Source organism: Micromonospora sp. BQ11, from assembly GCF_052068135.1.
In the GTDB taxonomy this organism is placed as follows: Bacteria; Actinomycetota; Actinomycetes; order Mycobacteriales; family Micromonosporaceae; genus Micromonospora.
Window position 1 is genome coordinate 359,209 of record NZ_JBQHDB010000003.1, and the last position, 23,252, is coordinate 382,460.

15 protein-coding genes are annotated in these 23,252 nt (G+C 71.9%); 4 read left to right on the forward strand and 11 right to left on the reverse strand.

What is annotated here, in order from left to right; translation table 11 throughout:
- Positions 1 to 5: 5 nt before the first annotated feature.
- The 4 genes from ACTMSW_RS08810 (at position 6) to fxsT (ending at position 8,376) form a co-directional block, all read left to right on the forward strand.
- Positions 6 to 2,318, forward strand: coding sequence for an FxsB family cyclophane-forming radical SAM/SPASM peptide maturase (locus ACTMSW_RS08810; protein ID WP_441180021.1), 2,313 nt, complete (start codon positions 6 to 8; stop codon positions 2,316 to 2,318).
- Positions 2,306 to 3,121 (forward strand): aminoglycoside N(3)-acetyltransferase, encoded by an 816-nt coding sequence (locus ACTMSW_RS08815; protein WP_441180022.1) that lies wholly within the window; start codon positions 2,306 to 2,308, stop codon positions 3,119 to 3,121. Before ACTMSW_RS08810 ends, ACTMSW_RS08815 begins: the two co-directional genes overlap by 13 nt.
- A gap of 132 nt (positions 3,122 to 3,253) precedes the next feature.
- Positions 3,254 to 4,444: a TIR-like protein FxsC gene (locus ACTMSW_RS08820; protein WP_441180023.1), complete on the forward strand. Its 1,191-nt coding sequence runs from the start codon at positions 3,254 to 3,256 to the stop codon at positions 4,442 to 4,444.
- Complete coding sequence (gene fxsT / locus ACTMSW_RS08825; protein ID WP_441180024.1) at positions 4,441 to 8,376, forward strand: FxSxx-COOH system tetratricopeptide repeat protein; 3,936 nt, start codon at positions 4,441 to 4,443, stop codon at positions 8,374 to 8,376. Before ACTMSW_RS08820 ends, fxsT begins: the two co-directional genes overlap by 4 nt.
- On the opposite strand, the gene ACTMSW_RS08830 is transcribed toward fxsT, so the two are convergent.
- The 11 genes from ACTMSW_RS08830 to ACTMSW_RS08880 all read right to left on the reverse strand — a co-directional run bounded on the left by ACTMSW_RS08830 (position 8,354) and on the right by ACTMSW_RS08880 (position 23,150).
- Entirely contained in the window at positions 8,354 to 9,271 is a 918-nt protein-coding gene (locus ACTMSW_RS08830) for an alpha/beta fold hydrolase (protein WP_441180025.1), read from the reverse strand. The two genes, fxsT and ACTMSW_RS08830, sit on opposite strands and share 23 nt — an antisense overlap.
- A 57-nt stretch (positions 9,272 to 9,328) precedes the next feature.
- Positions 9,329 to 12,775, reverse strand: coding sequence for an NACHT domain-containing protein (locus ACTMSW_RS08835; protein ID WP_441180026.1), 3,447 nt, complete (start codon positions 12,773 to 12,775; stop codon positions 9,329 to 9,331).
- 292 nt (positions 12,776 to 13,067) lie between these two features.
- The gene (locus ACTMSW_RS08840) at positions 13,068 to 14,051 is read right to left on the reverse strand and encodes a 2-dehydropantoate 2-reductase (RefSeq protein ID WP_441180027.1); all 984 of its coding nucleotides are present in this window, start codon (positions 14,049 to 14,051) and stop codon (positions 13,068 to 13,070) included.
- 144 nt (positions 14,052 to 14,195) lie between these two features.
- Positions 14,196 to 14,963 (reverse strand): sugar phosphate isomerase/epimerase family protein, encoded by a 768-nt coding sequence (locus tag ACTMSW_RS08845; RefSeq protein WP_441180028.1) that lies wholly within the window; start codon positions 14,961 to 14,963, stop codon positions 14,196 to 14,198.
- On the reverse strand, positions 14,960 to 16,363 hold the full coding sequence (locus ACTMSW_RS08850; RefSeq protein ID WP_441180029.1) for an aldehyde dehydrogenase family protein: 1,404 nt from the start codon (positions 16,361 to 16,363) through the stop codon (positions 14,960 to 14,962). The genes ACTMSW_RS08845 and ACTMSW_RS08850 overlap by 4 nt, the downstream gene beginning before the upstream one ends.
- Positions 16,356 to 17,531 carry a hypothetical protein gene (locus tag ACTMSW_RS08855; RefSeq protein WP_441180030.1) on the reverse strand — a complete coding sequence of 392 codons (1,176 nt, stop codon included), beginning with the start codon at positions 17,529 to 17,531 and terminating at the stop codon, positions 16,356 to 16,358. Before ACTMSW_RS08855 ends, ACTMSW_RS08850 begins: the two co-directional genes overlap by 8 nt.
- On the reverse strand, positions 17,525 to 18,793 hold the full coding sequence (locus ACTMSW_RS08860) for a glucarate dehydratase family protein (protein ID WP_441180031.1): 1,269 nt from the start codon (positions 18,791 to 18,793) through the stop codon (positions 17,525 to 17,527). The genes ACTMSW_RS08855 and ACTMSW_RS08860 overlap by 7 nt, the downstream gene beginning before the upstream one ends.
- Positions 18,794 to 18,827: 34 nt before the next feature.
- Positions 18,828 to 19,799 (reverse strand): 5-dehydro-4-deoxyglucarate dehydratase, encoded by a 972-nt coding sequence (locus tag ACTMSW_RS08865; RefSeq protein ID WP_441180032.1) that lies wholly within the window; start codon positions 19,797 to 19,799, stop codon positions 18,828 to 18,830.
- 77 nt (positions 19,800 to 19,876) lie between these two features.
- Positions 19,877 to 20,809 (reverse strand): carbohydrate ABC transporter permease, encoded by a 933-nt coding sequence (locus ACTMSW_RS08870; RefSeq protein WP_441180033.1) that lies wholly within the window; start codon positions 20,807 to 20,809, stop codon positions 19,877 to 19,879.
- The gene (locus tag ACTMSW_RS08875; RefSeq protein WP_441180034.1) at positions 20,806 to 21,819 is read right to left on the reverse strand and encodes a carbohydrate ABC transporter permease; all 1,014 of its coding nucleotides are present in this window, start codon (positions 21,817 to 21,819) and stop codon (positions 20,806 to 20,808) included. The genes ACTMSW_RS08870 and ACTMSW_RS08875 overlap by 4 nt, the downstream gene beginning before the upstream one ends.
- Positions 21,816 to 23,150, reverse strand: coding sequence for a sugar ABC transporter substrate-binding protein (locus tag ACTMSW_RS08880; RefSeq protein ID WP_441180035.1), 1,335 nt, complete (start codon positions 23,148 to 23,150; stop codon positions 21,816 to 21,818). The genes ACTMSW_RS08875 and ACTMSW_RS08880 overlap by 4 nt, the downstream gene beginning before the upstream one ends.
- Positions 23,151 to 23,252 lie beyond the last annotated feature (102 nt).

A 23,252-nucleotide genomic window follows, 5' to 3' on the forward strand; every position in this document is an offset into this window, starting at 1 on the left:
CGACGATGTCCCCCGGACCGGCCCGCGCGGCGCTGACCGAGTTCGTGCTCAAGGTGCATTCCCGGTGCGATCTGGCGTGCGACCACTGCTACGTCTATGAACACGCCGATCAGAGCTGGCGCCGACGCCCACCCTGGATGACGCCCGAGGTGCTCCGGGCGGCGGCCGACCGGATCGCCGAACACGCCGCCACGCACCGCCTGTCGAGCGTCTCGGTCATCCTGCACGGCGGGGAACCGCTGCTGTTGGGTGCCCAGCGGATGCGCCGGGCACTCGCCGATCTCCGCCGCGTGATCGGTCCGGTCACCCGACTCCGGATCGGCATGCAGACCAACGGAGTCCTGCTCTCCGAACGGTTCTGCGACCTGCTCGCCGAATACGACGTCGCGGTCGGCGTCTCGCTCGACGGCGGTCGCGCCGCCAACGACCTGCATCGACGGTTCCGGAACGGGGCCAGCAGCCACGATCAGGTGGTGCGGGCCCTCGCCCTGCTCCGCCGCCCCACCTACCGGCGGCTCTGGTCCGGCCTGCTGTGCACCGTGGACGTCCGCAACGACCCGGTCGAGGTGTACGAGTCGCTGCTCGCCCAGGAGCCTCCCCGGATCGACTTCCTGCTCCCCCACGCCACCTGGGAGACCCCACCGTGGCGGCCGGCGACTGGAGGGACCGCGTACGCCGGCTGGCTTCGTGCCGTCTACGACCGCTGGCGCGCCGACGGACGCCCGGTCCCCGTCCGCCTCTTCGACTCACTCCTGTCCACTGCCGGAGGCGGACCTAGCGGCACGGAGTGGCTCGGCCTCGACCCGGTCGACCTGGCCGTGGTCGAGACGGACGGCGAGTGGGAGCAGGCGGACTCGCTCAAGACAGCGTACGACGGCGCGCCGGCCACCGGCATGACCGTCTTCTCCCACCCGGCTGACGACGTCGCCGCCAGCCCGGAACTGGCGCGCCGCCGCTCGGGCCGCACCGGGCTCAGCGGTGAGTGCCGGCGCTGCCCGGTGGTCGACCAGTGTGGCGGCGGTCTGTTCGCCCACCGGTACGGTGCCGGGCACTTCGACCATCCGAGCGTCTACTGCGCCGATCTGAAAGAGCTGATCGTGCACGTGAACGACAATCCGCCGGCGCCCACGCCGGTCCGGCTCGACGGCGACCTACCCGAGGACCTCATCGACCGCCTCGCGGCGTCGGCCGGCGACCGGGTCGCGATCCGTCAGCTCGTCGAGGCGCAGACCGCCATCGTCCGTGCACTGCTTCGCGGGGTGGCCGACGGCCTGCCCGACGGCGGGGCCGGAGCGGACGGCTGGGCGGCGCTGACCGAGCTCGACCGGCAGGCACCGGACTCCGTCGCCCGCGTCGCGGTCCACCCGTACGTGCGCGCGTGGGCGGTCGACTGCCTGGCCGGAACCGGCACCGGCGCCCGGCACGGGCCGGGCTACCTGGGCGCGATCGCCGCGGCCGCCGCGAGCGACGCCGGCACGTCGGTGAGCCTGGTGGTGCCGGTACGGGCCGGTCGCCTGCACCTGCCGACCATCGGCACCGTACTGCTGCCGGAGGTCGGTGACGGCACGGCGGAGGTCCAGGTCGGACCGGGCTCGCTGCGGGTGACCGCCGGGGACGTGACGGTGGTGGTCCCCACCGGCGCGGACGAGGACATACCCCGGTGGCAGCCGACCCGAGCACTGGTCGCGGACGGCGTGACGGTTCTGCTCGAGGACGGGGACCCGCATCGCGACTGCCACCGGCTGCCCGCCGTCGGGCGGCTCGACGACGCGGGCGCCGCCCGCTGGGCCACCGCCTTCGACGCTGCTTGGAAGATCATCACCGACGAGGTCCCCGGCCATGCCGACGAACTGCGTGCCGGCCTGCGGGCCCTGGTGCCGTTGCGGCGCAGCGGCGACGGCGTGAGCGAGGCGTCGACCGCGCGGCAGGCCTTCGGCGGTGTCGCGGCGACGGAGACCGATGCCGGGTCCCTGGCGGTGCTGCTCGTGCACGAGTTCCAGCACAGCAAGATGAACGCCCTGCTCGACATCTGCGACCTCGTCGAGGGCACCCGGCCGACCGGCATCGTCGTCGGTTGGCGGCCCGACCCGCGTCCCGCGGAGGCCGTGCTGCACGGCATCTACGCCCACGCGGCGGTGGCCGACATCTGGCGGATCCGCACCGAGCGTGAGATCGACGGGGCGCAGGCCGTCTACCGGCGGTACCGCGACTGGACGGCCGAGGCGATCGGCGCCCTCGACCGGGCGGACGTGCTCACCCCGGCGGGCTCGCGGTTGCTCCGGCTGGTCGCTCACTCGATGGCGACGTGGCCGACGTGACCGCCGCCGACCGGGTGGGACACCGGCTGGGCGCCGTCACCGCCGAGCTGCGCCGCCTGGGGCTCAAGCCCGGCGACGTCGTACTCGTGCACTGCGCGATGCGTGCCGTGGGGCCGGTCGTCGGTGGCGCGGGCACCCTGGCCACGGCGCTCCGTACGGCCGTCGGGCCGACGGGCACCGTCGTGGTGCCGGCGCAGACCCCCAACAACTCGGTCAGTAGCGCGGCGTACCGCGCGGCGACCGCCGGGATGACCGACGACGAGCGCCGTGCCTACGAAGACCAGATGCCCGGCTTCGATCCGGCCAGCACGCCGTCGTTCGGGGTGGGCGCGTTCGCCGAACACGTACGCCGGCTGCCCGGGGCGGTGCGGAGCCGGCATCCGCAGACGTCGTTCAGCGCGTGGGGGCCCCGTGCGGAGGCGCTGATGAGCGTCCACGATCTCGACTCCCACCTCGGTGACCGGTCACCGCTGGCAGCCCTGGACGGCGTCGGCGCCTGGACCCTCCTGCTCGGCGTCGGGTATTCGGCGTGCACCGCGTTGCACCTGGCGGAGTACCGGTTGCGCCACCCGCCGGCGTACCGTCCCTACCGCTGCTACGTGCTCCGGGACGGTCGGCGGGAAAGGCTGGACTTCCGCGCCCCGCACCTGGACGCGACGCCGTTCGCCGCGATCGGTGAGGAACTCGACCGGGCCGACTTCACCCGCAGCGGAACGGTCGGGGCCGCTGTCGCGCGTCTGCTGCCGATACCCGCGGCGGTGCGAACCGCAATCACCTGGATGGATCACCAAGCCGTACGGTGAGGGCCTGGTCACCGGCAGACAACGTCTCTACTCTGATCGATACACTCCCCATCGTGTCGACTGGAGAGCAGCCCGTGATCATTGCCGGATGGCGGTCGGACGCTCTTACCGCGCTGAGCGGGTCGTGCCGACGTGAGTCATGAGGGGCCTGTCCTTGCCGGCGCACGATATTTCTTCCTCAGCTACGTCCCTCCACCGACGCACAACGACCGCACTCTCGGCGACCACTGGGTCCGTCGCTTCTACCATGATCTCAACCTGGCGATCGACGGACGCCCGGGCACCCGGCTGCGCCGGCGGGGTTTCGCCGACTTCATCGTGCGCCCGCACGAGGACCGGGCGGAGCAGAGACGCGTAGCGCTGGCCGAGGCGGAAGTGTTCGTCCCGCTGTACTCCCCGGACTACCTCAACAGGGACGACTCGCTTCGGGAGCGGGAGTGGTTCCGGCAGCGGCTGGTGCGGGCCGGTCGTCCGGTCGACGGGGACAACATCCTTCCGGTTCTGTGGACCCCGCTGCCCTCGACCATCCACGCGTCCGACCAGGCCCGGGCGCTGGCGATGGCCGCCGACGTGGACGCCTACGCCGCCAACGGCATGAGCGCACTCTGCCGGTTGCAGAGATTCCAGAACGCCTACAAGGAGATCCTGGACCGGCTGGCCCAGCACATCGTCGGCACCGCCGAGCAGACCCCGCTGCAACCGGCTGAGCCGGCGTCCGGGCCGACCGACATGCCTTTGTCCCCGACCAGCGAGGTGCCCTTCCTGGCCGTGGTACTCGCACCCGAGCAGCCGCCGGGCCCCGGCCGGCTCACCGGGCGGTTCGACACGCATGCCGGTCGGTGGCGGCCCTTCCGCGACCGGCCGCCGGTGGCCGACGATGTGACCGACACGGTCCAGCGGCTGCGGATGCCGATCGACGTCCGGGACTTCGTGCCGGACGCCGATCTGTTCCGCGGCTGTCCGGGCCTGCTCATGATCGATCCACGGGTGGTCGAGACCCAGGACGGCGAAGAGGCCGTCCGCGCGGCCGTGGACTGCCTCCGCAGTTGGGTGGGCGTCGTGATGATCCTCGAAGACGCCGTACCCGGCGGTCGCCCGCACGGCACGGTGCTGCTCAAGCGGGCGGGGGCGATGTTTCCCGCGACGGCACGGCCGCTGCCGATCACGACGTACGACGACTGGCGAGCCGGGCTCCACGGCCTGGTCGAACGGATGCGACGTCGCTATCTGGACGCGAACCGGGCCTACCCGCCGCCGGGGCGGCCGATCAGCAAACCCCGGCTCTGGGAGGGGCCGCCGCCCGACGAAGGAGTGGACACATGACCCGACGCGAGGGACAGGTCGTCACCTTCTACTCCTACAAGGGCGGCACCGGCCGGACCATGGCGCTGGCCAACGTCGCCTGGATCCTCGCCGCCAACGGCAAGCGGGTCCTGGCTGTCGACTGGGACCTGGAGTCCCCCGGGCTGTCGCGCTTCTTCGCGCCGTTCATCGACCGCGACGCGTTGGAGAGCACCGGCGGGGTGATCGACCTGATCAGGGAGTACGAGTGGGCGACCACCACCAAGCAGGACAAGGGCGACGACCGCTGGCACGAGCAGTACGCCCGCGTGCACAAGTACTCGTTCTCGCTGAACTGGTCCACCTTTCCGGGTGACGGGGCCCTCGACTTCCTGTCCGCCGGCCAGCAGAACAACGACTACGCCGGCGCCCTGGCGGGGATGAACTGGGACGAGTTCTACGAGCGGCAGGGCGGCGGCCACTTCTTCGACGCCCTGCGCGCCGACATGAAGCGGAACTACGACTACGTCCTGATCGACAGCCGCACCGGCTTCTCCGATGTCGCCGACATCTGCACCATCCAGCTGCCGGACGTGCTCGTCACCTGCTTCACCCTCAGCGAGCAGGGCATCATCGGAGCGGCCAAGGTGGCCCGGTTGGTCGAGCACCGGTACGGCTCGCGTCGGATCCGGGTCCTGCCCGTGCCGATGCGGATCGACCCCGCGGAGAAGATCAAGGCGGACACCGGCCGGGCCGTGGCCCGGCAGCGCTTCAGCGGCCTGCCGAGCGGGATGAGCGAGGCCGACCGCGACCGGTACTGGGCCCGGACGCAGGTTCCCTACCAGGCCTTCTACGCGTACGAGGAGCTGCTGGCCACCTTCGCCGACCAGCCCGGCGTCAACGGCTCGCTGCTGTCGGCGTACGAGGTCCTGACCCGTGAGATCACCCGGGGCGAGGTGGAGTCGCTGCCCCCGATGAGCGGCGCTGTACGAGACCGGGTCAACGCCCGGTTCACCCGCACCCGCACGTCGGTGGAGAACGAGATCCTGCTCCGGCACGCCCCCTACGACCGGGTGTGGGCGGAGTGGATCGGCCACCTGCTCGTCTCGGCCGACGTACGGGTGACCGACCCGTGGTTCGCCGACGACGAGGCGCCCCGTACCGCCCGGGAACTGATCATCGTCTCGGAGGCCAACGCCACCGAGGAAGCCGTGCTCGCCGCGCCGGACCGGTCGCCCGACCAGGTGCCGCTGGTCGTCTACGTCGCGGACGTCCGGCGGCTCGCCAACGTTCCGACCGCGCACACCGCCTCGGTGGCCGGGTTGGAGGCCCGGACGGCAGCCGCGCGGATCCTCCGCCTCGTCGGGCGGGAGGGGGTGACGGCCGACGTCGAACTGCCGACCGGCCCCCGGTTCCCCGGCCGCGACAACACCGTCTTCGAGGTGCCGGGCCGCAACAAGCGCTTCACCGGCCGGGAGGAGGACCTGCGGGAGTTGCGTACGCTGCTGCGCAGCAGCCCGAAGGTGGTGCTGGCCGGTACCGGTCCGGTGGCGTTGCAGGGCATGGGCGGCATCGGCAAGAGCCAACTGGCGCTGGAGTACGCCCACCGCTACCGCGCCGCCTACGACATGGTGTGGTGGATCGACGCCGATCAGGTGCCCTTCATCGAGTCCGCGATCGGTGACCTGGCGCCCTACCTGGGCGTGGCCTCGTCGGACTCCAACCGGGAGAACGCCCGGCTGGTGCTGCAGGCGTTGCGCCACACCGATCTTCGGTGGCTGCTCATCATGGACAACGCCGACGAGGTCGAGGGCGTCCTGCCGTACGTGCCGGACGGCAAGGGCCACGTCCTGATCACGTCCCGGAACCTGCAGTGGGTCGAGCGGGCCACCACCGTGCAGGTCGACGTGTTCAAGCGGCCGGAGAGCATCCAGCACCTCACCGAGCGGGTGCCGACCATGCGGGCCGACCAGGCCGACACGATCGCCTCTCTGCTGGGTGACCTGCCGATCGCGGTCACCGCCGCGGCGGCCTGGCTGGCCGACACCGGCCATTCGGTCGACAGTTACCTCGCCGAGATCGCCCGCTTCGGTCCGGGTGCGGTGATGGAGCCCAACAGCAACGTCTCCGTCGAGGCGACCTGGGAACTGTCCCTCAACCACCTCCGGACCAGGAACCCGGCGGCCTACCGGGTGCTGCAGCTCTGCTCGGTGTTCGCTCCGGAGATCTCGGCCGACCTGGTCTACAGCGACGAGTTCGCCGAGGCCCTGGTCCCGTTCCATCCGCAGGCGAAGGAGCGACTGGTCCGCCAGCAGTTGGTGCAGCAGGCCAACCGGCTCGCCCTGGTCCGGGTCGACCTCCGGGCCGAGAACCCGTCCGGTGGCGAACGGGGTCGGGGCGGACTGGTGCTCATGCACCGCCTGCTACAGCACGCCGTCCGGTCCCGGATGACGACGGAGGAAATCGACGAGGCACGCCGGCAGGTACACCTCGTGCTGGCCGCCGCCCGGCCCGAGGGCGAGGTCGACGACCCCGACGGGTGGCCGCGGTTCCGGGTCATCTGGCCTCACCTGGAGGCGTCGAAGGCGCCGCTCAGCCGGAGGGTGGAGGTGCGGGCCCTGATGATCGACCGAGTCCGCTACCTGCAGTTGCGTGGTGATCTGGAGACCGGCCGGCGGCTCGGGCAGGAGGTCGCCCGCACCTGGGAACAGATGCTGGGCGAGGAGACCGACGTGCGGGCGCGAGAGGACCTGCGCAGGCAGTTGCTGCACCTGCAGTTCAATCTCGCCAACATCCTCGCCTTCCTCGGGCAGTTCACGCGGTCCCGGGCCCTCGACGAGGAGGTGCTCGCGGCTCAACGGGAACTGCTCGGCGAGGATCACCCCCACACCCTGATGACGGCGGGCGGGCTGGCGCGTGACCTGCGCGGTCTGGGGATGTACAGCGAGGCGTTGCGCCTCGACGAAATCACCTTCAACGCCTGGAAGCGGAACTTCACCGAGGAGCACCCGCGTACCCTCGCCGCTCTCAACAACCTCGCCAGCACCCAACGCCTGATGGGCGACTTTCGGGAGGCCCGCAAGAACGACGAGATGGTGCTGGCCGGGCGCCGTGCCATCCTGGGAGAGAGCCACCCGGACACGCTCGCCTCCTCCGCCTACGTCGGCATCGACATGCGCGACATCGGCGACTACGAGCAGTCGATCGCCCGGCTGAGAAGCGTCCACCGGGACCTGCTGCACACGGCGGGGGCCGAACACCTGATGACCCTGCGTACGCAGACGAACCTGGCGGTGTCGCTACGCGCGGCCGGGCACGCGGTGGAGGCGGGCAAGCTCCTGGAAGCCGCCTACGAGCTGCTGAACGAGCGGTTCGGGCCGGACAATCCCGAGACGCTGACCTGCCGGCTGAGCCTGTCCATCAACCTGCTCACCGTCGACCTCTTCCAGCGCGCCAGCCGGGAGCTCACCGAGGTGCACCGCGTCTACCAGCGCAATCTCGGGCCCGAACACCCGTTGACCCTGGTCTGCCTGGTCAACCTGGCCATGGTCGCCCGCCGGGCCGGAGACTTCGTCGAGGCCCGGCGGCTCGCCGGCAGCTCGGCGGACGCGCTCGCCACAGCACTGGGTGACGACCACCCGTACCCGCTCTCCGGCTGGATGAACCAGGGCATCTGCATCGCCGAGCAGCCGGACCCGCCGGAAGGCCGGGAGGTGGCGGACCGGGAGGCGCTGAGCCTGGTACGGCGCGCCTACGACGGTCTCGCGCACGTGCTCGGCCCGGACCATCCCAACGCGCTGCGCTGCCGGGCGAACCTCGTGCTGATGCAGGAGCGTACGGTGTCCGGCCGCCGAGCAGAGGTGGAGGCGGTCGCCCGTGACCTCGCCGACCGGCTGGGCGAGAACCACCCCGCGGTCGAGGCCGTACGCCAGAACCGGTTGCAACGGCGCATCATCGACCCGCATCCGATCTGACCGCGGCCCGCTCCGAGGGGCGGGTCAGCCAGGCGAGCATCTCCGGCAGCACCTCGACCGCGCCGAAGTGCGCGCTGCGTCGCTGCACGTGCAGCTGTGCGCCGGGAATCTGCTCCGCCAGCCACCGGGTGTGGCTGGCCGGGGCGAAGTTGTCGTCGGCGCCGTGCCAGAGCCGTACCGGCATCTGGATCCCCGTCAGCGTGATACCCCAGTCGGCGCGCAGTGCGAGGACGTCGTCGATCCAGCCGTCCGGCCCTCGGCGTAGCGCCTCGGCGTAGGCGTCGGTCAACTGCCGGCGGATCGGCACACCGGCCACCACCCGGCGGTCGGCCTCGGTCATCTGCTCGACCAGCAACGCAAGCAGCGAGCCGGGATCGTCGATCGTCCGCTCGGCCCGCAGGCGCAACTGTTCGGCGAGAACCGGCTCGTGCTCGGCGGTGCCGTAGTCGCGGACGTTGGCCGCCGTCATTCCGCCGAACCAGTCCAGTCCGGCCGCGCCGGCCGGAGCGAGACCGACCAGGACCGCGGTGCGTCGTACCCGTTGCGGTAGCAGGGCCGCGCAGGCCAGGGTGTGCGGGCCACCACCGGAGCGGCCGACCACCGAGAACTCGTCGATGCCCAGGTCGTCGGCGATGGCCGCGACGTCAGCGGCGGCGTCGGCGACCCGACGACCCTGCAGCCGGCTGGAACCGCCGTAGCCCGGCCGGTCGTAGGAGATCAGCCGGACGCCGAGGCGGTAGAGCACACTCGACCGCGGTCGCGGCCCGTTCCGGCTGCCGGGCGTGCCGTGCATCAGGAACACCGGCCAGCCGCGCTCCGCGCCGGCGATGTCGACGGCCAGGCTCCTCCTTCCGGCTCGGACGATGTGCTCGCGGCGCGTGGGCGGATGTGACAATCGGGGCCTCCGAACGGGTGGTGACGGCTCGGGTGGCGCCCACAGCGGAGCGCACGGTCAGACCGCATCGGCGACCGGGTCCTGGCCGGTCGCCGCGAGGACGCGCAGCGTGTCGAGGGCGGCCGTCAACGTGGCCTTCGCCGGCACCGGGCCGTGCGCCCGCAGATAGTCGAGGAGCAGTCGGCAGAGGTTCGTCTCGTCGAGGAACTCGTCCGGCAGTCGGTGTGCGAGCAGGTCGGCCATCGTCCTGGGCGGGATCTTCCGCCAGGCGAGGTCGGCGTACTCGCTCAACGCCATCAGCAGCCACAGCGCGGTGCGGTTGTCGACCCGCGCGGCGGCGAACTGCTCGGCCATCTCGGCCGAGACCACGCCGTCCTCCAGGGGCAGCTCCGCGAGGCGTTCCTCGATGGTGGCGAGCACCGCCCGCACCCGGGGGACGTACCGCTCCGGCAGCCGGCCGAGCCCGTGCCGGAGGATGAGCGCGTGCAGTACGGCATGGTCCTCCGGCGTGCCGATCGAGTCCAGCAGCTCGGGGAACTCGTCCATCAGGTACGGGCACGAGATGATCAGTTCGGGCGGCGCGGTCACGGACCTGGGCAGCCGGGTCAGCGCCACCCGGGTGAGCCCGCCGACCACCTCGCGGGGCAACTGCGCGCCGTCCTCGGCGAGGCATTCCAGCAGCACCGTGGCACTCGTACTGGACACCGCATCCGGACTTTCGACGGCACGCTCCCACAGCCGTCGATAGCTCCGCTCGTCGTACAGGATGAGCTGGTGCAGTGACGGCACCGGCCAGCGCCGGGTGGCCAGTGACACCAGGTCGGCGTGGAACCGGCCGGCCTCGAAGCTGTGCGGCTGCCGGCCGCGCCACGTCCTCGCACCGGCCTGCAACTGGCCGTACGTGGCGATGTCGCCGAGCAGCCGGGCCTCCTCGGCGGCCACGCTCACCGCCTCCCCCCGGCGTTCGCGCCGCCGCTCGGCGGTGATACGGCCGTCGGCGTCCCGCCCCAGCCAGCTGATCATCGCCAGCTGCCCCTTCTCGTCCAGACCGGCCCGCCACAGACGTACGGTGGAAACCCAGGTCTCCTCGTCCATCAGGTCGGTGTGCGGCACGCCGTCGGCGGACACGAGCGCGGCCAACGCGACCAGGTTGGCGGTGTAGGCGGCGAGCAGCCGCACCGGGTCGTACGGGGACGGTCGGTAGCCGTCCACCCCCGCGAGGTTGCTCCGCTGCCGCGCCTCGGCCAGCAGGTCGGCGATGGTGTCGACGATGGCGCCGCGCTCCTCCGGATGCCGGGAGCTGAGTTCCTTGGCGAAGCCGACCACCGCCTCCCGCTTGACCAGGGGCTGATGGGAGAGCAGCGCGCGAAAATGGCCGGTGTCGAGTTGGTAGCCGAAGCCGGCGGGGGTGCGCGTACGCCGGCGCAGGTCGGCCAGCTGCCGGAGGGACCCGATGACGTACTCGGCGATCAGGAAGTCGCCGATCGTGGCGTGCAGGAACTCGTACGTGCGGCGGGCGTCCTCGCCCTGGACATCGTCCGGGCCGTACACCACGAAGAAGGCGGCGGTGACCAGCTGCTCGGGCCCGAGCACGTCGGCGAGCTCGAACCGGGAGCCGTCGCCGACACCGGAGCCGAAGCACTCGATGTCGGCGCGGAGCGCAGCCCGGTTCACCAGCTCCCGGTTGCGGTTGAACATGGCGAACGCGGTGATGGCCAGGTCACGCCGCAGCCGGTGTTCGCGGGCCTCCCGCTCGTGCTGTGGGAGGGCGTTGGGGGCCTTCTCGCCGATCTGCCGACGGATGAAGGCGGTGAGCAGGCCGGTGAACAGGTCGGACCGGGAGATGCCGAGGTCGCGTCGCCGGTCGACACGGTGTTCGTTGTAGTAGATCGCCAACAGGGTGAGCAGCAACGGCTGGCGGGCCAGCTCGCCGTGCGACAGCAGGTCCCGGGCCGACAGTCGGCGGTAGCCGGAGCGGTCCTCGTTGGCGCTGTTGACGGCCGCCGCCCAGGTGGTCACCTGGGCGTCGGTCAGGTCCTCGAGGCGGACCAGCACCGTGCCGTGCGGAACGCTGGCGCGGTCCATCACCAGCATCCGCGAGGTGATGATCGGGATGACCGAGTAGCCGAGATCCCACTGGGTCTCCTGGAACTCGGCCACCCGGTCGATGTACTGGGAGTGGGCCGTACCGGTGACCTGGACCAGTTCGTCGAAGCCATCGAAGATCACCACCACGGTGGTGGTGTTCGTGGCCCGGCGTAGGTCCGCCCACCGGATGCGCTCGTCCGTCAACTGCTCGATCGCGGACTCGATCTGTTCCGACGGTGACGCGTCACCGGACATCCGGCGCAGCGGCACGACGATCGCGGTGAACCGGTTCGCCGGCAGCCGGGCCGCAATCACCCTGGTCAGCAGTGTCTTGCCGGCGCCCGGCTGCCCGAGGACCAACAGCGGACGGTGCAGGCTCGCCGGGTCGGTCAGGTAGTCGGAGAGAAAACCGACGAGGTCGCCGCTACGTGGCTGGTCCTCCCACCAGCGCTCCCGCTCCGGCGCGGCGTGCTTGTCGTACTCGGCGACCCGAAAATCGGGGCTGATGAAGCCACGTTCCACGGTCGGCAGCCGCAGATGGAAGTCGATGTCCTTGATCCTCAGCAGCGGCTGCCGGAACACCGCGGCGAGCGACCCGGCAAGCCGGTCGAGGGACTCGCGGAGCAGGTCGGGGCGGTCGGCCGAGGCTGTCCCGGCCAACCCCGCCAGGTTGTGGGACAGCTCCGCCAGCGCGTCCAACCGTTCCGTGACCTCGATGGTCAGCTTCCGGTTGTCGATCAGGTTGTGCTCGATGGCCTGCCGCACCATCCGGAAGCCGAACTCCGGAAGGTCCGTGGCGAGCCGATCGAAGCGGTCCTCGTAGTGCCACAGGCTGCGGGCGACCACGCGGGACCGCAGCGACGTGAGGTCGAGTCCGCGCCGCACCGCCGGCCAGGCGGCGAGGCCCTCGCAGAAGGCGATGGTGGCGTCGTAGAGGGTGACGTAGGCGGCCTCGACGTCACGGCGGGTGTCGTCCATGCCGTGGACCGAGGACGGAAGGGGGAAGTAGCCGCCGTCGATCTCCTGTGGCAAAGTGCGCTGCCGCCGGTCGACCGGCACCATGGCGGTCTTCTCCGCATCGGTCAGTTCCAACCGGTCGAAGCCCGGCCCCACCTCGTCCCGGAAGCCGTCGAAGAACGCGGAGAGGGCGAGCACCGTGTGGCTGGCCTCCAGCAGCTCGTAGTACGACCTCCCGCCGGAGGACCGGATGCGGCCGGCCTGGTTTCCGGTGGCCTCGCGAACGAGCTGCACGAGCGTGGTCTTCGGACCGAGCAGGGCGAGCGCCGCACCGTGGGAGAGCGCGCCGGCACCCAGGATCGCCGCGTTGACGACCTTGTCCGTCTCGGTGATACGCGCGCTGCCCGGTGCCAGCAGTCGTAGCGCATCTCGATAGCTGAGGTTCGAACGGCGCGGCATGCCGCCCCTTTCGCTGCTGGCGATCGGATCCTTCGAGGATACGAAATGCCAGTGACGGAAAGCTATCAGTTCTGCACCGACAGCATCGACGGAGGGGCATGCCGCTCAACTATTCGCACATCCCATAATGGCCATAAGGCGTTGAAGGCGGTCATTGCGTAATCGATCGCCACAGCTGGCGACATCGCACGACACCGGCGACGATGAGCATCGTCGCGTTACTGACGATCACGGTGCTGCTCGACCAACCGACGCCGCCCGGCACCGAGTGGTCGCGGCGCTGCCGGCCCGATCAGTACAGACCGCGCTCCCGGGCGGCGAGGCGGGTCAGACCGAGTAGCGCGTCCAGGTGCGGGGTGGGCACGCCGGTCAGCACGCCGATCTCGCGGACGGCGGTGACCACGGCGTCCAGCTCGATGGCGCGACCGGCCTCGGCGTCCTGGAGCATGGAGGTCTTGAAGGCCCCGAGCCGGCGGGTGGCCGCGGTGCGCTCGGCGATGGTCTGCGTGATCGGGCAGCCCATCCGCACACCGATCTCGGCAGCCTCGGTCATCACCCGCTGGACGAACGTGGCGACCAGCGCGTCGTCGAGGATGCGGTCAGCAGTGGCGCCGGTCAGCGCGGAGATCGGGTTCATGGTCACGTTGCCCCAGAGCTTGAACCAGACGTCCCGCTGGATCGCCTCCGAGACCGTCACGGTGAACCCGCCGCGACGCAGCAGCGCGGCCACCGCCGCCGCCCGCGGGGACACCGCGCCCGACGGCTCGCCGACGATCAGCTCGTCACCCCCGGTGTGCACGGCGTGCCCGGGGCGAAGGGTACGGGCGGCGAGGTAGACCACGCACCCGATCACCTGCTCGGGTGGCAGCGCCTTCGACACGACACCGTCGGGATCCACCGAGGCCAGGCCGGTGCCGGCCAGCGGGCCGCCGAAGTCGTGGAAGAACCACCACGGCACCCCGTTCAGCGCGGGGACCAGCACCGTCTCCGGCGTGAGCAGCGGCGCCAGCACGGGGGCGAGCGCCGGCAGGTGGTGCGCCTTCACCGCGAGGATCACCACGTCCTGCGGGCCCAGTGCCGCCGCGTCCTCGGTGGCCACGGCCACCGGAGCGGCCCGCGGCCCGCCGTCGCCCGAGCTCACCAACCAGCCGTGCGTACGCAGCGACGCCAGCGTGTCGTTCCGGGCCAGGGCCGACACGGCAAGCCCGGCCAGGGCCAGACGGGCGCCGATCACACCGCCGACCGCGCCGGCCCCGACCACGCAGACATTCCGCACGGGCCGAAACTACACCCGCGTTCGTGGTGACCACCGTCGCCGGCCCACGCACCGACAGACGCCAGCCGTGGCCGTCCAGTGCAGCGCCGTCCCCCGGCGCCGCGGACGCCAACCTCGAACTGGCCGGCCGGCACCCGCTGGCGATCAGGCCCCGGCCAGCACGTGTCGAAGCGTGGCCGCCTCGGCGGCCAGCAGGCTGGGGTCGTCGTCGGCGACGAACTCCAGTAGGGCGTACCGCTGTCCGGGCGCGGTCCTCGCCACCGCGACGTATGCCGCCCAGTCGGAGTAGTGGCAGCGGAGCGGCAGCCGCCGACGTTCCGGTGTCCAGGCGAAGACGTGCAAGTTGGCCAGGTACGGCAGGACGGCGTGCAGGTCGGCGAGGTTCTCGGCCCGGTCACGCTCCGGCTCTGGCTGCCACAGCGTCCGGACCGGCAGGCCGGCCAACGTCTCCAGCAGCCATGTCGCCGACTCACGGGTGTCGGTCAGCGTGTTCCGGTGGTACTCGAAGGCGATCGTGAGCCCGACGGCGCCGGCCAGGTCGGCGATGCGCCGCGCGTCGTCGACCACACCGGCGCGGTAGTGGGCGTCGGCCTCGCTGCTGGGCCGGCGCCCGGCCCAGACCCGGACGACGGGTGCGCCGAGCAGTTCGGCCGTCCGCACGACCGTCTCCGGTGCCAGACCCTCGGCTGCCGAGTGGCCCAGCCGGTAGTACGACCCGTATCCGACGGTCGCCAGCCCGGCGGTGGCGGTGAGGTCGGCGACCCGCCGGGCGGCCTCGTCGTTTCCGTGCGGCACGTGGACGTCGCCGCCCCACTCGATCCCGCCCAGGCCCGCCGTCCGGGCGAGCGCCACCACCTGGGTGGGCGCGAGGTGGCGGAAGGTCACCGACACCAGCCCCGGCTGGAGGGTCACCCGGGGAACACCACGGCGGCGAGGTCGGCGGGTACGCCCTGCAGCGCCACCGGACGCAGGAACCGGCGCACGGCGGCGGTGCCGACACTTGTCGACCAGGACGCCGAGGTGGCCGGCCAGGGCCCGCCGTGATGCATCGCGTCGCATACCGCCACTCCGGTCGGTACGCCGTTGACGACGATCCGCCCGGCGCGTTCGGCGAGTGCCGGCAGCAGGGCGACGGCCAGGTCGTTGTCGGCCGGGTCGGTGTAGTCGACGACCAGCGTCGCGGTGAGACTGCCCGCCAGCCGCGCGACGATCTCGGGGTACGCCTCGACGGGCGCCGCGCAGACGACGACCGCCGGCCCGAAGTGCTCCTCCAGAAGTTCCCCAACGAGCTGGTCGGGATCGACCTGGACGACGAACGGGCGCGGCACCCGTGCCTCGTCCGGGTCCGCGGCGGACGGCGGCGAGGCGCTGGTGAGCTGCACGTTGGGCAGGGCGGTGGCCCGATCCCGCCACCCGGCGTGGGCGGCGGCCATCTCCGCGGTGAGCATCGGGTGCGACGGCGCCGCGGCCACCGCGGCGGCGAGCGCGGTCGCCAGTGCCTTGCCGGCCGGGTCGGCCGGGAGCAGGACCAGGCCGGGTTTGGTGCAGAGTTGTCCGGCCGAGGCGGTGACCGCCGTCGCCAGGGTCGCCGCCCAGGTCTCGTCGCAGGCCGCGCCGGGCAGCACGAACACCGGATTGAGTGAGCCCATCTCGGCGTAGACGGGAATGGGATCGGGGCGGCCGGCCGCCGCGTCCATCAACGCCCGGCCACCGCGCAGCGATCCGGTGAACCCGACCGCCCGGATCGGTGGACTGGTGACCAGCGCGAGGGAAACCTCGGGTCCGCCCTCGACGAGGGCGAAGGTGCCCGGTGGGGCGGGGTCGAGGGCGGCGGTCAGCAGCTCGGCGAGCAGCCGTGAGGTCTGCGGTTGGGCCGGGTGCGCCTTGACCACCACCGGGCAGCCGGCGGCGAGCGCGGAGGCGGTGTCCCCGCCGGGCACCCCGAAGGCGAGCGGGAAGTTGGAGGCCGCGAAGACGGCTACCGGCCCCAGCGGGACCGGCACCGTGACCACGTCGGCTCCACCCGGCGCGGCACCCCGCGAGGCGAGTGCCTCCCGGTGCCGGCCGGCGGCCACGAAGTCGCCGAGCAGCCGGAGTTGGCCGGTGGTGCGCGCGAGCTCACCGGCGAGACGCGCCGGGGCCAGTCCGGTCTCCGCGGCGGCGACCGCGACGATCGTGTCCTCGGCGGCGGCGAGCGTATCCGCGCACCGGTGCAGCACGTCGCGGCGTTCGACGCCGGTCCAGGTGGCGAGTACGCGGGCGGCGTCGGCGGCGCGGGTCGTGTACTCGTGGATCGTCTGCGGGTCAGTCATCACGGGCCACCTTCATGATCTCGAGGAAGTGCCGCTGTCGCCAGGCCGGCGCGAGGCCCAGGTGGTAGAGGCTGAATCGGGTAACCCCGGCGTCGCGCAGCCGTCGTACGTGGTCGGCGATCGCGTCCGGGGCGGCCGGCGGGAGCACGGTCACGTACGCGTCGACCGGACGGCCGATCGAGGCGGCACGGGCCACCGTCTCGGCGGTCGCCGGCACGGTGGGCCAGGCCGGCACGAGAAGCGCGTCGACGTCCGCGGCGGCACTCGGGGTGAGCCCGGGTGAGGGGCCGGTGGTCCACGGGTCGGGGTGGGCGTGCAGGGTCACCGGCGCCTCCGGCAGCACCTCCCGCAGCCCGGCGAGCACCTGCGCCCGCAGCGCGTCGGTGGCCGCGTGCCGGGTGGCCAGGAGCAGGTTCGCCACCTGCTCGGTGAGCGCCTGGCCCGACGGTTCGGACGAGGTCGGAGGGGGGCCGCCCGCGCCACGCCCGGCTTCGGCCCGTACGCCCGCACGCAGCCGGTTCACCACCTCCCCCGGGTCGAGTCCGCGCTCCCGCCAGGCCGACATGCAGGCCGGGCAGCAGCAGACGGAGAGCAGCCGCGCGGCCTCCGGCGTCCACGCGTCGTCGGTCTTCTCGTGGTGCCCGAGGTGGGCCAGGCCGAGTTGACCGCACGCCTCGAGGGACACCGCGTCCACCGGGGCGTCGCGCACCGCCTCGGCGGCGAGCGTCGCCGCGTAGTCGCGCACCTGGGGGTTGGCCGGGCACAGCGCGTACGGGTAGTGCTCTCCGAAGCAGTTGCGGACCGCGAGGTCCGGATGCGCGCTGCCCAGCCGCGTGCTGTGGGTGAGCACGACCCAGGCGGTGACCGGTATCCCGGCCCGGTGCAGCACATCGGCCGCCGCGCCGAACGGATCCGGCTCGGCCATCCACTCGGCCGCTCCGGGGCGTAGCCGGTGCGGGGCCCAGGCGCTGTCCCGGACCGGCCGGTACAGCGCGGCCCAACGGGCGTCGACGAGCTGGTGCCGTGGATGCAGCGGCGTCGCCGCCCGGGTGGAGTGGTAGCTGGCGGCGAGCGTCACGCCGGCCAGGCCGAGCCCGTGCACCCGGTCGGCGAAGGCCGGGTCGCCGACGACGTCCCAGGGGTAGGCGTGTCCGGCGACGGTCACCATCGGGGCCTCCGCTTCTCGTAACCGGGCTGGAACCGTCGCAGGTACGCGGTGTCGTCGCGTTCCCGGATGCCGCAGCGCCGGTAGTCCTCGTGCATCCGGGCGAGGGCGTCGCGGTCGAGTGTGACCCCGAGGCCGGGGGTGTCCGGCACCGTGACAGCTCCGTCGACGATGGACAGGGGGGCTTCGACCACGTCCGCGCCGCACTGCCACGGGCTGTGGGTGTCGACCGCGTACGCCAGGTTCGAGGTCGCCGCGGCGAGGTGTGTCATCGCGGCCAGGCTGATGCCGAGGTGGCTGTTGGAGTGCATCGACAGGCCGATGCCCCAGGTCTGGCAGATGCTGGCGAGTCGCGCAGAGGCGGCGAGGCCACCCCAGTAGTGGTGGTCGGCGAGGACCACTCCCACTGCGCCCTCGGCCACCGCCGGCGGCAGGTCGGCGAAGCACACCACGCACATGTTGGTGGCCAGCGGCATCGGCGCGCGGGCGGCGACCTGCGCCATCCCGGGAATGCCCGCGGTCGGGTCCTCGAGGTACTCCAACAGGCCGGCGGTCTGCTCGGCGACCCGCAGGGACGTGTCCACGGTCCACGCGCAGTTCGGGTCCAGCCGCAACGGATGCTCCGGAAAAGCGGCCCGCAGCGCCTGGATCGCCGCGATCTCCTCCTCCGGCGGCAGCACCCCGCCCTTCAGCTTGATCGACCGGAAACCGTACCTGTCGATCATCTTCCGAGCCTGGGCCACGATGCCGTCCGGGTCGACGGCCTCGCCCCACTCGTCCGGTTCCGCCCCGGGATGGGTCGCCCACTTGTAGAACAGGTACGCGGCGAACGGCACCTCGTCCCGGGCCTTGCCGCCGAGCAGCGCGTACACCGGCCGGCCGATCGCCCGCGCCTGAAGGTCCAGGAAGGCCACCTCGAACGGGGACAGCACCCGGGCCAGGGTCTTGGCGGTGCTGGAGCCACCGGTGAGGCCGTGTCGGTCGGGGGTGTCGGTCACCCCCACCGCAGCCTCGACGTGCCGGGTCAGCGCGGCGACGTCGAACACGTCCAGACCGGACAGTCCGGCCGCGACCCGGTGCAGCAGGGCCAGGTGCGGCGCGTCGCCGTACGTCTCACCGAGACCGACCAGGCCGTCGGTGCCCCGCACCTCGACGATCGCGCGCAGCGCCCACGGTTGGTGCACGCCGGCCGAGTTGAGCAGGGGCGGGTCGGGGAAGGCCACGGGGGTGACCGTGACGCCGGTGACCGTCACCGAGTCGGACACGGCAGCCTCCCCGGCTCACCCGCGTGCGGCCCGGTCACGCCGCCACCGGCCCCGGGGCGGCGTGGACGACCTCCGGGGCACCCACCGGGCCGAGCCGGGCGAGCACCGCACGACCACGGTCGAGGATCCCCGCCAGCTGCTCCACGTGCGCGGGGCTGGGGTCGACCAGCGGTGGACGCACCGGGCCCATCGGCAGGCCGTTGAGGCGGGCGCCGGCCTTGACCAGGGCGACCGCGTACCCGGGCACCTGATCGCGAAGGGCCACCAGTGGCAGGTAGAACTCGGCCAGCAGGGCGGTCACCGTCTCGTCCTCGCCGGCCCGCACCGCCCGGTAGAAAGCGGTGGCGATGTCGGGCGCGAAGCACAGCACCGCCGAGGAGTAGCTCTCCACCCCGATCGCCCCGTACGCCTGCACGGACATCTCGGCGGTGGGCAGCCCGTTGAGGAAACCGAACTCGGCGGCGCGGGGATGCCCGCTGGTCCGTACCGCGGTGACCAGCCGGAGCATCGCGTCGACGTCCCCGCGGCCGTCCTTGATCCCGGTCACGGTGGGGATGTCGAGCAGCGCGACGGCGGCGGCCGGGTCGAGTACCGCGTTGGCCCGTTGGTAGACCATGATCGGCAGCGGGGTGCCGCCGGCGACGTACGCGACGTGCCGCACCAGGCCGGTGGGCGTGGAGGTGACCAGATACGGCGGCAGCAGCAACAACCCGTCCGCGCCGCACTCCTCGGCGATCACGGCGAACTCTCGAGCGCACCGCGGTCCGCCACCGGTGCCGGCGAAGATCGGCAGCCGACCCGCGGCCACTCGCACCGCCGTGCGGACGACCTCGCGGTACTCGTCGCGGTGCAGGGCGGTGAACTCTCCGGTGCCGCAGGCCACGAAGAGCGCCGATGGGCCGGCGGCGACCTGCTGTGCGACGTGCTCCGCGAACACGGCGAGGTCGACGGTGTCGTCGGAGGTGAACGGGGTCAGCGGGAAGGAGAGCAGGCCGTGCAGGCGCATGGGAATTCCTTGTCTGTGCGGTCTCGACGGGTAACGCGGGATGGCGGTCATGCCGGCGGCCCGGCTGGCGTTCGGGGTCAGCCCTTGATCGCGCCGGAGGTGAGGCCACGCATGAACTGCCGCTGCATGGCGAGGAACACGAGGACCGAGGGCAGCAGGGCGAGCAGCGACGCGGCGAGCAGGACGCCGACCCCGACCTGTTCGTCGTTGCGGAGGGTGCGCAGCGCCAGTGGCAGGGTGAACTGGCTGGCGTCCTGGGCGACCAGCAGGGGCAGCATGTACTGGTCCCAGATCATGGTGAAGCCGAAGATGCCGATGACACCGAGGGCCGGTCGGCACAGCGGCAGGACCACCGACCAGAAGATCCGCAGATCGCCGGCGCCGTCGATGCGGGCGGCCTCCTCCAACTCCACGGGGATCTCCCGCATGAACTCGGTCATGACCAGGATGGAGAAGCCCCAGGCGGCGACCGGCACGATCATCCCGAGCAGGCTGCCGACGAGGTTCACGTGGATCACCGGCACGTCGGCCAGCACCAGGGAGAGCGGGATGGCCAGGATCTCCTCGGGCAGCATCATCGTGGCGAGGATCAGCAGGAAGACCAGCCGCATGCCGGGGAAACGCTTGCGGGCCAAGGCGTACGCCGCCGAGATGCTCACCATCACCTGCAGCAGCAGCCCGGCGCCGACCACGATGAACGAGTTGAGCAGGTAGAGCAGCACGTCGCGTTCGATCGCGGCGGTGAAGTTGTCCAGGGTGAGGCTGGTCGGCAGCAGCGTCAACCGGGTCGGGTCGGGCACCGGTGCGAACGCGCTGACCAGCAGAGCCAGCAGCGGGCCGGCGAAGACGGCGACGAGTACGGCGTAGAGCAGGATGCGCACGATCCGCGCGACCGGTCCGGGCATCGCGGCGAACCCGAGTGCCGTGTCGAGTCGATTCGCCCTGGTACCGGGGCGACGTGGCGCACCGATCCGGGACGCGGCCCGCCGGGCGGCGGTGCCGGCGGTCACCGGGCTGCTCCCCGGTCGCCACGCCGCGCCGCCTGGACCGCGAGGGTGAGCACGACGGTCGCCGCGAGCAGCACCATCGATCCGGCCGCGGCCACGCCGAGTTCGTTGCGTTCCAGGCCGAGTTTGTAGATCAGGGTCATCAGGACCTCCGTGGAGCCGTTGGGCCCGCCGTTGGTCAGCAGGAAGATCTCGGTGAACACCCGCAATCCGCGGATGGCCGCCAGCGTGATCAGGATCGCGAAGACGGGGCGCAGCGCCGGGAAGGCGACGTGCCAGAGCCGTCGCCACGGCCCGGCGCCGTCGGCGGCCGCGGCCTCGTACAGGGCACGGTCGACGCCCGCGAGGCCAGCGAGGAAGATCATCATGTCGTACGGTGCGCCCCGCCAGATGCCGACCGCCATGACTGACCAGAGGGACGTGTCCTCGGCGTTGAGGAACTGTGACGGGCCCAGCCCGACCCAGCCGAGCAACCCGTTGACCATGCCGTCCGGGGCGGGGTAGTAGAGGATGCGCCAGACCTCGGCGACCACGGCCATCGCCGCGATCGTGGGCAGGAAGACCGCGGTCCGCACGAGCCACAGGTTTCGGGTGGCGCCCTCCAGCACCAGCGCCAGCGCCAGCCCGAGCAGGATCGAGCCGCCGGTCTGGCCCAGGGCGAGCACGACCGTGTGCCAGATCGCGGTGAGGAAGGCGTCGTCGGTGAACACCTGTCGGTAGTTGTCCAGACCGACCCACTGGTCACCGAGGTAGGGGCGCACCTCGTGGAAGCTCATCTGCACGGCCCGGGCCATCGGCACGAACTTGAAGGCCGCGAAGATGAGCAACGCGGGGGCGAGGAAGAGCCAGGGCACCAGGTGCCGCCTGACCGGGCCGACCATCCGCACCGGGAACCCGCCACGGCGACCCGGGGGCACCGGGCCGGCCGGCGTACCCGGCGAGCGGCCCGGGCGGCCGGCCACGGCGGACGCCAGCGCGCCCCGCCGGGCCGGCGCCGCCCGGGTCGCACTCACGCCTTCACTCCCTGCTTGGTCAGCTCCTCGTCGAACGTCCCGGCCAGCTTCTCGAGTTCGCCCTTGGTGTCGGAACCGCAGTTGGCGACGAGCGCGTTGAGCGTCTCGGCCGCCTTCTGCTGGAACGGCGTCCACTCCGGCACCGCCGGGACGTACCGGCCGACCGTCCGGTAGATCTCGTCGAAGGTCTGCCACCGAGTGTCGGTACGGACGTCGGCGAGCTTGACCGTCGCGTTCACCGGCAGGCGGACGAAGTTGCCGGCGGTGTCACCGGCCATCCCGATGGTCTGCCCCTCCACGGAGATGGCGAACTCGGCGAACTTCTTCTGACCGGCCTGGTTGTCGGAGCCGGCCATCAGGTAGACGTTCTCGCCCTCGGCGAGCGAGGCGGTCTTGCCGCTCGGGCCGGGCGGCGCGGGGACCACCTCGTACTTGTCCTTGCCGAGGTTCTTGTCGAAGCGGGCCATGTTGTAGGGCCCGGTGAAGTAGAGGCCGGCCTTGCCGGTCTCGAACACCGGGTGCGCCTGGGTGGTCTCCATGGTGACCGCGCCCGGCGCGACGGTCTTGGCGGTGCAGAACTGGGCCTTGAACCAGTCGACCGCCGCGACCGACTCGGGGCTGGCGATACCCGGCGTGAAGGCGCCCGGGCTGCCGGTGAGGAAATCTCCGCCGCCGGCCCAGAGGAAGCTGGAGAAGTACCACGCGGTGTAGCCGCGCTTCGTGGAGGCGGGTACGGCGTAGCCGTACGTGTCGGCCTTGCCGTTGCCGTCCGGGTCCCGGGTGGTGAACGCGGCGGCGAGGGTGTCGAGGTCGGCCCAGCTCTTGGGCACGGGCAGGCCGAGCTTCTCCCGCCAGTCCTTGCGAATGAACAGGGCGAACGACTGGGCGGAGAAGGGCACGGCGTAGTGCTTGCCGTCCGCCGCCTTGGCGGCGTCCCAGGCCACCGGCGTCAGATCCCGCTCACCGGCGACGTCGGCGCGGTCGACCTCGCGGACCAGGCCCTGCTTGACCAGCGTGCCGAGCTGGCCGGTGTCGTTGATGACGATGTCGGGAAGCTGCTTCTGCGCGGCGGCCTGCTGCAGCTTCGTCTCGAAGTCCTCGAAGAGGGCGGTGACGTTGGTGGGGATGCCGCTGGTCTCGGTGAACTTGGCGGCCAACGCCTTGGCGGTCTGTTCGGTCGGTCCCTGGGGCTTGCGGACCCAGATCTCCAACGGCGCCTTGGCGTCCTGCCCCACGTCGGAGTCGCCACTTCCGCAGGCGGTCACCCCCAAGGCGGTGACGGCGACGACGAACAGGCTGACAAGTTTGGTTGGACCTGGACGGACAGCCACGAGACTGCCTCCTGTCTACATATGTGGAAGCTTTCTTGGTTTGTGGCACTCGGGCATCAACAAGTTAGCTTCCGCTACCATGACGGTCAACAGGCCGGAAAC